General features: G+C 67.6%; 8 protein-coding genes. 3 read left to right on the top strand and 5 right to left on the bottom strand.

All coding sequences use genetic code 11. The features are described 5' to 3' along the window. Positions 1-8 precede the first annotated feature (8 nt). From mshA to ABFP37_RS03195, 3 genes are all read left to right on the top strand, one after another. Complete coding sequence (mshA, locus tag ABFP37_RS03205; RefSeq protein ID WP_078027189.1) at positions 9-1286, top strand: D-inositol-3-phosphate glycosyltransferase; 1278 nt, start codon at positions 9-11, stop codon at positions 1284-1286. A 52-nt stretch (positions 1287-1338) separates the two neighbouring features. After that, positions 1339-3021 carry a formate--tetrahydrofolate ligase gene (locus ABFP37_RS03200; RefSeq protein ID WP_347032715.1) on the top strand — a complete coding sequence of 561 codons (1683 nt, stop codon included), beginning with the start codon at positions 1339-1341 and terminating at the stop codon, positions 3019-3021. Positions 3022-3142: 121 nt separating this feature from the next. Beyond that, entirely contained in the window at positions 3143-4060 is a 918-nt protein-coding gene (locus ABFP37_RS03195) for a DUF559 domain-containing protein (RefSeq protein WP_347032714.1), read from the top strand. Positions 4061-4138: 78 nt separating this feature from the next. Here the strand turns inward: ABFP37_RS03195 and ABFP37_RS03190 are convergent, their stop codons facing one another. The 5 genes from ABFP37_RS03190 to glgX form a co-directional block, all read right to left on the bottom strand. Next, positions 4139-5224 carry an inositol-3-phosphate synthase gene (locus ABFP37_RS03190; protein WP_347032713.1) on the bottom strand — a complete coding sequence of 362 codons (1086 nt, stop codon included), beginning with the start codon at positions 5222-5224 and terminating at the stop codon, positions 4139-4141. Positions 5225-5392: 168 nt separating this feature from the next. Then, positions 5393-6442 (bottom strand): L-glyceraldehyde 3-phosphate reductase, encoded by a 1050-nt coding sequence (mgrA, locus tag ABFP37_RS03185; protein WP_078027192.1) that lies wholly within the window; start codon positions 6440-6442, stop codon positions 5393-5395. A 98-nt stretch (positions 6443-6540) separates the two neighbouring features. Next, a complete protein-coding gene (treZ, locus tag ABFP37_RS03180) occupies positions 6541-8349 on the bottom strand; it encodes a malto-oligosyltrehalose trehalohydrolase (RefSeq protein WP_347032712.1) in 1809 nt (602 codons plus the stop codon). Next, complete coding sequence (gene treY, locus ABFP37_RS03175; RefSeq protein ID WP_347032711.1) at positions 8346-10664, bottom strand: malto-oligosyltrehalose synthase; 2319 nt, start codon at positions 10662-10664, stop codon at positions 8346-8348. Before treY ends, treZ begins: the two co-directional genes overlap by 4 nt. Further along, a complete protein-coding gene (gene glgX, locus ABFP37_RS03170; protein WP_078027195.1) occupies positions 10661-13096 on the bottom strand; it encodes a glycogen debranching protein GlgX in 2436 nt (811 codons plus the stop codon). Before glgX ends, treY begins: the two co-directional genes overlap by 4 nt. Between the last annotated feature and the right edge of the window lie 59 nt (positions 13097-13155).

The raw sequence follows: 13155 nt of genomic DNA, 5'->3' as shown, positions 1-13155 counted from the left end.
GGAGAGCCATGACCCTGATCAAGCGCGTGGCCTTCCTGTCGCTGCACACGTCCCCGATGGAACAGCCCGGTTCCGGTGATGCCGGCGGCATGAACGTCTACATCCGGGGCCTGGCCTCGGCCCTTGCGGAGCACGGCGTGGAGGTGGAGATCTTCACCCGGTCCACCGCCGCCGGCCAGCCCGCCGTCGAGCATCCGGATCCCGGTGTCTGCGTCCACAACGTGATGGCGGGGCCGCCCCGGAAACTGCCCAAAGAGGAACTGCCGGAACTGCTGCACAGCATGGTGGCCGAGATCGAACGGATCCGCGAGCGCCAGCCGCACGGCCGCTACGACCTCATCCATTCGCACTACTGGGTGTCCGGCCTGGCCGGGCTGGAGCTGTCCGAAATCTGGGGCGTTCCGCTGGTGCACACCATGCACACCATGGCCAAGGTCAAGAACCTCCTGCTCCAGTCGGGCGAAAGTCCGGAGCCGCGCCGCCGCGAGGACGGTGAGCACCGGATCGTCGACGGCGCCGCGCGCCTCATCGCCAACACGAGCGCCGAGGCCGCCGAGCTCGTGTCGCACTACGACGCGGACTTCGACCACATCGACGTCGCTCCCCCGGGCGTTGACCTGGCCGTCTTCACGCCCGCGTTCCGCAACAGGTCACGTGCCGAGCGAGGCATCGCACCGGGCACGTTCCATCTTCTGTTCGCCGGCCGCATCCAGCGGCTCAAGGGCCCGCAGGTACTGGTGAAGGCCGCCGCGCTGCTGCGCGAGCGCCGCCCGGAGATCGACCTGAAGCTGACTATCCTGGGTGCCCTCAGCGGTGCCAAGGACTTCAATCTCAAGTCGCTGGTCAGCGCCGCCGGAATGGACGACGTCGTCACGCACCATCCGCCGGTCGGCGCACCGGCGCTGGCGGGCTGGTACCGGTCGGCCGACGTCGTCGTGATGCCGTCCTACAGCGAGTCCTTCGGACTCGTGGCGCTGGAAGCCCAGGCGTGCGGCACCCCCGTGGTGGCGACACGCGTGGGCGGCCTTTCCCGCGCCATCAGCGAGGGCCGCACTGGACTGCTCGTCGACGGACACCGTGCGGCGGACTGGGCCGACGCACTGGAGGCCCTCTACGACGACCCCGTCACGCGGGAGGACATGGGCCGGGCGGCATCGGTCCACGCCGAGAATTCCGGATGGCAGCGCACGGCGGCCATCACGATGGAGAGCTACCAGGCCGCCGTCGACGAATTTTCCGGCAGCCAGAAGCTGCCGGCCGACTACGCGCCGCGGCTCACCGGCTAGGCGCTGACCGGAGAACCCCACAGGATTCCCGCCCCGACAGTGAAGGACGATGATGTCTGACAGCACCACCCTCAGCGACCTGGAAATTGCCCGCCGAGCTGTTCTGCGGCCCATCGAGGACGTCGCGGCCGCGGCCGGCATCGATGCCGTGGCCCTGGAGCTCTACGGCCGCTACAAGGCGAAGATCGATCCCGCGAAGCTGACGGCCCCGGCCGCAGCCGGGAAGGTGGTGCTGGTCTCGGCGATGTCGCCCACGCCTGCCGGTGAGGGGAAGTCCACCACCACGGTGGGCCTTGCTGACTCCCTGGCCCGCGCGGGCCACCGGGTGATGATCGCGCTGCGCGAGCCGTCGCTGGGTCCGATCCTGGGCATGAAGGGCGGGGCCACGGGCGGAGGGTTCTCCCAGGTGGTGCCCATGGACGAGATCAACCTGCACTTCACCGGCGACTTCCACGCCGTGACGTCCGCCAACAATGCGCTGATGGCCCTTGTGGACAACCACATCTACCAGGGCAACGAGCTGAACATCGATCCGCGGCGGATGACGTTCAAACGTGTCCTGGACATGAACGACCGGTCCCTCCGGGAAGTGGTGATCGGGCTCGGCGGCCCCACGCAGGGCATCCCGCGCCAGGACGGCTTCGACATCACCGTGGCCTCGGAGATCATGGCCGTGTTCTGCCTCGCCACCGGCATTGCCGACCTCCGCGAACGGCTGGGGCGGATCACGTTCGGCTACACCTATGACCGCACCCCCGTCACCGTTGCGGACCTGGGCGTCCAGGGCGCGCTCACGCTGCTGCTCAAGGAAGCGATCAAACCCAACCTGGTGCAGACCATCGCCGGGACGCCGGCCCTGGTGCACGGTGGCCCGTTTGCCAACATCGCGCACGGCTGCAACTCCCTCATCGCCACCCAGACCGCCCGCCGGCTGGCCGACATCGTGGTCACAGAGGCCGGGTTCGGGGCGGACCTGGGCGCGGAGAAATTCATGGACATCAAAGCCCGTGTGGCCGATGTTGCGCCCGCAGCCGTGGTGGTGGTGGCCACGGTGCGCGCGCTCAAGATGCACGGCGGGATCGCCAAAGACCGGCTCAAGGAACCGAACGTGGAGGCGCTCGCCGCCGGAGTTGCCAACCTCCGCCGGCATGTCCGGAACGTCGAGAAGTTCGGCGTCACGCCCGTCGTTGCCATCAACAAGTTCGCCACGGACACCCAGGAGGAACTCGACTGGCTGCTCGACTGGTGCGCCGGCGAAGGCATCCAGGCGGCGGTGGCGGATGTCTGGGGCCGCGGCGGTGGCGGGGACGGTGGCGACGAACTCGCTGCCAAGGTCGCTGCGGCCGTGGCCGGGCCCAGCTCCTTCCGGCACCTCTACCCGCTGGAGCTGTCCGTGGAGGACAAGATCCGGAGCATCGTCCAGGAGATCTATGGCGCGGATGGCGTGGACTTCTCGGTCCCGGCCCTCAAGCGGCTCGCGGACATCGAGAAAAACGGCTGGTCCGGCCTGCCGGTCTGCATGGCCAAGACCCAGTACTCGTTCACCGATGACGCCTCCCGGCTCGGCGCGCCCAAGGGCTTCACCATCCACGTCCGCGACCTCATCCCCAAGACCGGTGCCGGCTTCATCGTGGCCCTGACGGGTGCCGTGATGACCATGCCCGGCCTGCCGGCAGTTCCCGCGGCGATGCGGATGGACGTGGACGACGACGGCAACCCCGTCGGCCTCTTCTAACCCCCGTTGCGCTATCACTCTGGGTCGTCATTCCGCCTCCAGAGCCGCCGCAAGTGATAGCTCAACCGGGGGCTGTGGATAACTTCGGCGGGGAACGTGCGTTCGGACCAGAATGGTCCGCATGCGTCAACCAGCGCCCCTGCCGGTCCACCTGTCCGCGGCCCCGTTCACCGTCTATGAAGCGCGTGCGGCACGCCTGAGCAGTGCCCGGCTCCGTTCGTCCGACCTGACGTCGTCCGGCCGGCTGATTTATCTGCCCACCGGCTGGAAGTTTGAAGTCCGCAGCCTGGAACGAGCTCTTTCGTCCGCGACGCCGGGTGCGTGGATCTCGCACGTCACGGCTGCGCTGTTGCTGGGCCTGTGGCTCCCCTCCTGGTACCGCGGCTGCCGGGAATTGCACCTCAGCAAGCCCAAGGCACTGCCGCCGGTCCGGCGTGACGGCGTGGTGGGGCACACAGTCCTCGCGTTCGACGACGAGATCATGCTGTGGGACGGCATCCGGATTTCAACGCCAGCCCGGACCTGGCTGGACCTTGCCCGCGTCCTGCCGCTGGAAGACCTGGTGGCTGTGGGCGACCAGCTAGTGCGCAGTCCCCGTGCAGAACTGGAGGGCCGCACCGATCCGTGGGCAACGCTTCCCCAGCCCGCGGTGATGCTCGCGCAGCACCCGAAGCTCAAAGGCATCGTGAAAGCCCGGGAGGCGGCCGGGCTCATCCGGGCGGGCGCTGATTCGGCGCCGGAGACGTTCCTGCGCCTGGCGCTGACGGCTGCCGGGCTGCCCGAGCCTGAACTCCAACTCCGGCTTGTGCCCGGTGACCCGTATTCCCCTGCCGCTGACCTCGGCTACCGTGCGCAGCGCGTTGCCATCCAGTACGACGGCGGCCATCACCTCACGCGCGAACAGCAGTCCCGCGATAATCGCCGGGACGAAATGTTCAACTCCGCAGGGTGGCGGTACTTCAAGTTCAATGCCGACGACCTGGCGGGAGGGTTCACCGGCGCAGTGCGCAGGGTCCGGCTGGCCCTTAAACGCCCTTAAACGCGGGATGCCCTATCACTTGGAGCGGCCAAGCCGGGGCTTGGAGGACTGCAAGTGATAGAGCATCCGGGGTGGGGCTTAGCGCTCCACGTCGCCGCGGATGAAGGCTTCAACCTTCTCGCGGGCAAGGTCGTCATTGAACTGCTTCGGCGGGGACTTCATGAAGTAGCTCGAAGCGGACAGCAGCGGGCCGCCGATGCCGCGGTCCAGGCCGATCTTGGCAGCACGGACGGCGTCGATGATCACGCCAGCGGAGTTGGGCGAGTCCCAGACTTCCAGCTTGTACTCGAGCGAGACCGGGGCGTCGCCGAAGTTGCGGCCCTCGAGCCGGACGAAGGCCCACTTGCGGTCGTCGAGCCACTGGACGTAGTCGGACGGGCCGATGTGGACGTCCTTGGCGGCCAGCTCGGCCTCCACGTTGGAGGTGACGGCCTGGGTCTTGGAGATCTTCTTGGATTCGAGGCGGTCGCGCTCGAGCATGTTCTTGAAGTCCATGTTGCCGCCGACGTTCAGCTGGTACGTGCGGTCCAGCGTGACGCCGCGGTCTTCGAAGAGCTTGGCCATGACGCGGTGCGTGATGGTCGCGCCGATCTGGCTCTTGATGTCATCGCCCACGATCGGAACGCCGGCAGCGGTGAACTTGTCGGCCCATTCCTTGGTGCCGGCGAGGAACACGGGCAGGGCGTTGACGAAGGCGACGCCGGCGTCGATGGCGCACTGCGCGTAGAACTCGGCGGCTTCCTGCGACCCGACGGGCAGGTAGCAGACCATGACGTCAACCTGGGCGTCCTTGAGGGCCTGGACGACGTCGACAGGCTCTTCGGTGGACTGCTCAATGGTTTCGAGGTAGTACTTGCCGAGGCCGTCAAGAGTGTGGCCGCGCTGCACGGTCACGCCGGTGGGCGGAACGTCCGCGATCTTGATGGTGTTGTTCTCGCTCGCGAGGATGGCGTCTGCCAGGTCAACGCCGACCTTCTTGCCGTCGACGTCGAACGCCGCCACGAACTGGACGTCGTTGACGTGGTACTTGCCGAACTCCACGTGCATCAGACCCGGGATCGTTGCCTGGGGGTCGGCATCCCGGTAGTACTGGACACCCTGGACCAGCGATGCGGCGCAGTTACCCACACCGACGATTGCGACACGAATCGGATTTGAAGACACGGAACTCCTTTGAGAACAAACTTCAGGTGCCCTGCGCGTCAGTACCCTTTTGTACGACGGCGGCTGACGGACACAGCGCCACGCGGCGCCCTAACAGTGTAACCAACTGCGCCGGAGCCGGCTTTGTTCCCGCGGGCTCCGGCGCAGTTGGTTACGATGCGGCCCGGCTCAGACGCCGTGCCGGCTCTGCGCCCAGAGATTGATGTCCGATTCGACGGCGAACTCATCAATCGCGGTCAGCTCGTCGGAGCTGAACTCAAGGTTGTTGATGGCCTGGAGCGTGTCTTCGAGCTGCTGCACGCTCGACGCGCCGACCAGGGCCGAGGTGACAGGTGAACCCTTGGGCTGGTCCCGCAGGATCCACGCGATGGCCATCTGGGCCAGCGACTGTCCGCGGCCGCCGGCGATGCTGTTCAGGCCGCGGACCCGGTCCAGCTTGTCCTCGGTGAGTGCGTCTTCGGACAGGAACCGCTCCTTGGCCGCCCGCGAATCGGCCGGGACGCCGTTGAGGTAGCGGTTCGTCAGCATGCCCTGTGCCAGCGGCGAGAACGCGATGGAGCCTGCGCCCACCTGGTCCAGCGCCTCGTAGAGGTTCGGCGAGCCGTCCTCGGTCCAGCGGTTCAGCATGGAGTAGCTGGGCTGGTGGATGAGCAGCGGGGTGCCGAGCTCCTTCAGGATCCGGGCGGCCTCGATGGTCTGTTCCGGCGTGTAGGAGGAGATGCCCGCGTACAGGGCCTTGCCGGAACGCACCGCATGGTCCAGGGCGCCCATGGTTTCCTCCATGGGCGTTTCCGGGTCCGGGCGGTGGCTGTAGAAGATGTCCACGTAGTCCAGTCCCATGCGCTGGAGGGACTGGTCCAGGCTGGAGAGCAGGTACTTGCGCGAGCCCCACTCGCCGTACGGTCCGGGCCACATGTAGTAGCCGGCCTTGGTGGAGATGACCAGCTCGTCGCGGTACGGCTTGAAATCGTCCTGCAGGTGCCGGCCGAAGTTGGTCTCGGCCGAGCCGTCCGGCGGTCCGTAGTTGTTGGCCAGGTCGAAGTGGTTGACGCCGAGGTCGAACGCGCGGCGCAGGATGGCGCGCTGCTCGTCAAACCGCTTGTCGTCGCCGAAGTTGTGCCACAGGCCCAGCGAGATGGCCGGAAGCTTCAGCCCGCTGCGTCCGACTCGGCGGTATGGCATGGTTTCGTAGCGGTTGTCCGCTGCCAGAAAAGTCATACGTTCCATCCTGCCAGCGCGGGTGCAGCGGCGGGGCGGGCGTCCAGCATCCGGTCACCGGAAGGACGCCCGCCCCGCACGCTAAGTCGCGCATTCGCTCAGTCGCGGAGGACGGCGGCGCTCAGCGGCGGCAGCTCAACCTTGTCGCCGTCCATCCGGACGGCGTCGTCGGTGGCGAGCAGCACCGTGGTGCCCGGCCGGTCCAGGCTGGCGGGGCGGTCTGCGAAGTTCAGCACCACCTGCACGCCGCCGCGCCAGAACCGCAGCCAGCCGGCGTCGTCGTCGAACTCGACGGCAGTGTCCGCAAAGCCCAGGCCCGCGATCTCCGGAGACGTCCGCCGCAGCGCGATGAGCGAGCGGTACAGCTCCAGGAGGCGGGCGTGATGGCCGGAGGACGCTTCCGCCCAGTCCAGTTTGGAACGGGTGAAGGTCTCCGGATCCTGCGGATCGGGAACGACGGCGGGATCCCACCCCATGCGCTCGAACTCCCTGATCCTGCCCTCGGCCGTGGCCTTCCCCAGCTCGGGCTCCGGGTGCGAGGTGAAGAACTGCCACGGCGTGGTGGCCCCGTACTCCTCCCCCATGAACAGCATGGGCGTGAACGGACCGGTCAGGGTCAGCACCGCGGCCAGGGCCAGGCTGCCGTACGGAAGCGACTGGGACAGCCGGTCCCCCGTGGCCCTGTTGCCGATCTGGTCATGGTTCTGTGAGCAGACCACCAGCGCGGCCGGGTGGACCTCGCCGAAATTGATCGGCCGGCCGTGGCAGCGGCCCCGGAAGCTGGAGTAGCTGCCGTCGTGGAAGAACCCGTCACGCAGCACCTTGGCCAGGGCTCCGAGCGAGTCGAAGTCGCTGTAGTAGCCCGTGGTTTCGCCGCTGACGTTGACGTGGACGGCATGGTGGAAGTCGTCGCTCCACTGGCCGGCCAGTCCGTAGCCGTTGACATCCCGGGGATACAGCAGCCGCGGATTGTTGAGGTCGGACTCCGCGATGAGGGTCAGCGGGCGGCCCGCCTCGGAGGACAGGGCGTCCGCCAAAGCGCCGAAGTCCTCGAGGATGTGGACGGCCCGCTCATCCTTCAGGGCGTGCACAGCGTCCAGGCGGAGGCCGTCCACCCGGTAGTCGCGCAGCCACATGGCCACGTTGTCCAGGATGTACTGCCGGACGTGGTCGGATCCCGGCCCGTCCAGGTTGACGGAGTCCCCCCATGTGTTGCCTTCGCCGTGCTTGAGGTACGGCCCGTACCTGGGCAGGTAGTTCCCGCTCGGGCCGAGGTGGTTGTAGACCACGTCCTGGATGACGCCGAGGCCGGCCGCGTGGGCCGCGTCCACGAACCGCTGGTACGCCGCCGGGCCGCCGTAGCCCTCGTGCACGGCGAACCACTGGACGCCGTCATAGCCCCAGTTGTGCGTGCCGTTGAAGGCATTCACCGGTAGGAGCTCAATGAAGTCGATGCCCAGGCCGGCGAGGTAGTCCAGCTTGCCCGCGGCGGCGTCCAGCGTCCCTTCGGGCGTAAACGTTCCGATGTGGAGTTCGTAAATGACGGCGCCCTGGAGCTCCTTGCCCTGCCACTCCGCGTCCTGCCACCGGTGCGCGCCGGGGTCGAAGGTCCGGGACAGGGCGTGAACCCCTTCGGGCTGCCGGCGGGTCCGGGGGTCCGGCAGCGGGATTTCGTCGCCGTCGAGCAGGTATCCGTAGTCCACGTCCGCGCCCGTCGGTGCATCCGTGGCCGTCCACCAGCCTTCGTCCGCCGGTTCGTTGCCGGGACGCCGGCTCATTTCGTAGCGCTCCCCGCCGGCCAGCAGCGTTACGGCGCCCGCCTCAGGCGCCCAGACATCGAAGCGCCCCGCTCCCTGAACCGGCTTGGCCGCAGCGTTGGGCTGCGCTGAAACGTTTGTCTGCGTCATGATTTGCCTCCTGTTGCGGGAACCAGCAGCGCCACCGGGTAGGCCCGGAAGACCTCTGACAGGGCCGCCGAGCCCGGTCCGAAGGTGGCGCCGGTCAGTTGGTCCGTCATGGCGGTTTCAAGCTCGACGGCGGTGTCCCGCCACCCGCCCGACTGCTGCAGCCCGTAGGGAAGCCGCGTTGCAAGCGCCAGCACTCCCCCGGGGCCGCGGTCGAACGCCAGCAAATGCCCGGCGGCGGGGCCGCCGGCCTGCACGGGCCGGTAGCCGGTGAAGAGCTCCGGCCGGTCCCGGCGGAGCCGCAGCGCCCTCGAGGTGACCAGCAGTTTCGCCGCCTCGTCCTCGAAGGAGTCCGGGAGGTGGCCAGCGTCCAGCCGCTCCAGCGCCCGCACCCGTTCGTCGAAGCTGAACGGGCGCCGGTTGTCCGGATCCGTCAGTGACCTGTCCCAGAACTCCGTGCCCTGATACACGTCCGGAACTCCCGGCATGGTCAGTTGGATGAGCTTGGCCGCGAGCGAGTTCGACGCGCCGAACGGCGCCAGGAGCCCCACGAGGGCCTCGAGTTCCGCACGCACCTCCGGATTGTCGAAGGCGGAGTCGACGACGGCGGCAAGGGCCTCCTCGAACGCCGGATCCGGGTCGGTCCAGTTGGTCGAGTCACCGGCCTCACGCGCCGCTTTCAGGGCGTAGGACTGAAGTCGTTCCCGGGTGGCCGGCCACGCCCCGGCGATGGCCTGCCACAGCAGGGTGGAGAGCGGACCGTCCGGCAGCGGAGCCAGGGCATTCAGCCTGTCCAGGGCCTTTTCCCATTCCGGCGCCACCTCGGCGATCACCGAGATCCGGGCTCGGGTGTCCTCGCTGCGCTTGGTGTCGTGCGTGCTCAGCGTGGTCATGGAGAGCGGGAGCTCGGCCTGCCGGCGTGCCATCCGGGCATGGAACTCCGCCGGCTCCAGCGAAAACTCGGTGGGATCGGCGCCGACCTCGGTGAGGGTCCCCAGCCGGTTGTAGCGGAAGAACGCGGTGTCCTCCACACCCTTGGCCATGACCATCCCCGAGGTCTGCTGGAACCTGCGGGCAAGTTCGAGGTCAGTGTCCAGAAGCAGGGGCTGCAGTAGCTGGACGGTTTGATCCAGCTCCGGACGCCTGCGGGCAGCGAGCTCGCACGCCTCCTTCAGGACCTCCGCGCCCTCCGGAAGATAGGACCGGTAGACCGGGAAGGCCGCGATGATCTCCGCGATGGCGTCCGCCGCGGCTTCCCGGGAAATCCCGGTCCGCTCAGGCACGAGCCGGGCAAGGCGCAGGATTTCGGAGTGCAGGATGCCGTCGGTGATCCGCCGTTTGGTCCCCCGGATCATGTCCTCGTAGTCGGCCGGCTCGCCGCCGCGCAGCCTTGCGTCCAGGCGGTCCAGCGGCTCCTGCCCCTGCGGATCCACGAAGACCCTGTCGACGTCCGCGAGGGCGTCATAGCCGCTGGTGCCCTCGCATTGGAAGCTGGCCGGCAGCTGTTCGCCCGGCTCCAGGATCTTTTCGATGAGCAGGTAGGCGCCTCCGGTGACCTCCCGGAGCCGTTCAAGGTATCCGCCCGGATCGGCGAGGCCGTCCGGATGGTCAATCCGCAGGCCGTCGGCCAGCCCCTCGCGGAACCAGCGCACAATTTCCTGGTGTGCTTCGTCGAAGACCGAGGGCACCTCCACCCGGATGCCGGCGAGCGTGTTCACGGCGAAGAACCGGCGGTAGTTCAGGTCGTTGTCCGCGCGCCGCCAGCCGATGAGTTCGTAGTGCTGCCGGCCGTGGACGTCCCGCGGGGAGTCGCCGTCCCGGTAGCTGCCCTCGGCCAGCGGGAAGCGGTGGTCGTAGTACCGCAGCTCGCCGTCCTTGATCTCGAGCTGGTCCAGGTCGTCGTCGCTGCCCAGGACAGGGATCCGGATGCGGCCCCCGGCGAGGTCCCAGTCGACATCGAACGCCTCGGCGTAGCGGGAGCCGCGCCCTTCCTTGAGCAGCGACCACCACCACGGGTTCTGCGCCGGCGACGCCACACCAACGTGGTTCGGCACGATGTCGATCAGCACGCCCATGCCCGCACCGCGGGCGGCCTTGGACACCGCCGCGAGCCCCTCCGGGCCGCCGCGCTCCGGGTCCACCACGGAGGGATCCGTGACGTCATAGCCGTGGTCGGAGCCGCTCTCTGCCTTCAGGATGGGCGACAGGTAGATCCAGTCCACGCCGAGCGACTTCAGGTACGGCACGGTTTCGGCGGCGTCAAACAGCGTGAAACCCTGCCGGATCTGCAGCCGGTACGTCGAGGCGGGCGTCCTCATGAGCCCGTCCCGCCCTGCTTGCCTGACCGCCGCCTGCCCGCAGGCTTGGACGCTGGCTTCTTTTCGGGCGCGGGCTTCGCCGCGGGATTCGCCGGCGCCTCCTCGACATTCGCCGGTGCCTCCTCGGCACTGGCCGGCGCCTCCTCGACATTCGCCGGCGCCTCTTCGGCCTTCTCCGCACCCTTCTCTTCCGGCTTCAGCGCGGACTTCTTGGTGTTTTTCGGCTCGGGAAAGGTGGGGGCCGTGAGCGCCGCGGTTTCGGTTGTCGCCGTCTGCGTCAAAGCTGCGAGGGAGGCCGCCACCGAGTGATCCGGCTCCTCCTCTGGGGCGCTGTGGGCACGGAGCACCACGAGCGATTTCGCCGCGACGGTGAGTTTTCCGCCCGCCTGCACGGGTTCGGAATCGGCACCCGCGCCGGCGGTGTCGATGATGACGTCCCAGGCAGGGGCGTATTCATCCGACGGGAGCTTGAACACGACGTCGCCGTCGTGCGCGTTGAAGTACAGCACGAAGTTCACATCCGTGATGCGGCGCCCGCGGTTGTCCTTGCCCTGGATGCCGTCACCGTTGAGGAAGACCCCCACGGACCGGCCGAAGCCGCTGTCCCAGTCCTCGGGCTGCATGGTGTTGCCGTCCGGGTCCAGCCACTCGATGTCCGGCAGACGCTCGCCCTCACCACGCCGGACGGGCCGGCCGTCGAAGAAGCGGCTGCGCCGGAACGTGGGGTGCTTGGCCCGCAGCGAGTTGACGGCGGCGGTGAACTCGATCAGGGGCTGGTCCACGTTGTCCCAGTTGATCCAGGTCAGCTCGGAATCCTGGCAATAGCCGTTGTTGTTTCCGCGCTGGGTGCGCCCCATCTCGTCGCCGTGCAGCAGCATGGGCACGCCCTGCGACAGCAGGAGCGAGGCTATGAAGTTCCGCTGCTGCCGGGCGCGCAGTCCCAGCACCTTGGGGTCGTCCGTGGGCCCTTCGGCGCCGCAGTTCCAGGAGCGGTTGTGTGACTCGCCGTCGTTGTTGCCTTCGCCGTTGGCGTCGTTGTGCTTCTCGTTATAGGAGACCAGGTCCGCGAGCGTGAAGCCGTCGTGGGCGGTGACGAAGTTGATGGAGGCCACCGGGCGGCGGCCGGAGTGCTCGTACAGGTCTGCCGAACCGGTGATACGCGAGGCGAACTCGCCCAGCGTGGCGGGCTCGCCGCGCCAGAAGTCCCGGACGGTGTCGCGGTATTTTCCGTTCCACTCCGTCCACTGCGGCGGGAAGTTGCCCACCTGGTAGCCGCCGGGGCCGACGTCCCACGGCTCGGCGATCAGCTTGACCTGGGACACTACGGGGTCCTGCTGGATGAGTTCGAAGAAGGTGGACAGCTTGTCGACGTCGTAGAACTCGCGGGCCAGCGTGGAGGCGAGGTCGAAGCGGAACCCGTCCACGTGCATCTCGGTGACCCAGTAGCGCAGCGAGTCCATGAGCAGCTGCAGGGAGTGCGGCTGGCGCACGTTCAGCGAGTTGCCGGTGCCGGTGTAGTCCATGTAGTGCTTCTCATCGCCGTCCATCAGGCGGTAATAGGCGGCGTTGTCGATGCCCTTGAAGGACAGTGTGGGCCCCAGGTGGTTGCCCTCTGCGGTGTGGTTGTAGACCACGTCGAGGATGACCTCGATGCCGGCGCGGTGGAGCGAGCGGACCATGGCCTTGAAGTCCTGGACCTGCTGGCCGGTGTCCCCGGTGGAGCTGTAGCTGTTGTGCGGAGCGAAGAACCCGATGGTGTTGTAGCCCCAGTAGTTGTTCAGGCCCTTGTCCTCCAGGATGCCGTCGTTGACGAACTGGTGCACGGGCATGAGCTCGATGGCGGTGATGCCGAGCTTCTGCAGGTGGGAGATGACCGACGGGTGCGCCACACCGGCGTAGGTGCCGCGCTGTTCCTCGGGGATCTCGGGGTGGAGCTGCGTCAGGCCCTTGACGTGGGCCTCATAGATCACGGACTGGTGGTACGGGATCCGCGGGAGGTGGTCGCCGTCCCAGTCGAAGAACGGGTTGATGACCACGCCCATCATCATGTGGGGCGCGGAGTCCTTGTCATTGCGGGAGTCGGGGTCGCCCATGTTGTAGGAGAACAGGGCGGGATCCCAGTCGATCTGGCCGTGCACTGCCTTGGCGTACGGGTCCAGGAGGAGCTTGTTCGGGTTGAAGCGGTTTCCGGAGTCGGGGTCGTACGGGCCGTGCACGCGGTATCCATATTTCTGGCCGGGCTGGACCTGCGGTAGGTAACAGTGCCACACGTACCCGTCCACTTCCCCTACGGGGACCCGCGTCTCGGTGCCGTCCTCCTCGAAGAGGCACAGCTCAATTTTTTCTGCTCGTTCGCTGAACAAAGCGAAGTTGGTTCCGGTTCCGTCGAAGGTGGCGCCAAGGGGGTACGCCTGTCCGGGCCAGATTTCCATTCGTGCTCCTATTACGTTGTCCAACACTTTTTGTCCGGCAGGTATGTCGCGCGTCACGC

This window comes from Burkholderia sp. RS01 (assembly GCF_039748055.1).
Classification (GTDB): Bacteria; Actinomycetota; Actinomycetes; order Actinomycetales; family Micrococcaceae; genus Arthrobacter.
The sequence above is the reverse complement of the archived record's forward strand: the minus strand, read 5'-3'. Positions and strand labels throughout refer to the sequence as shown.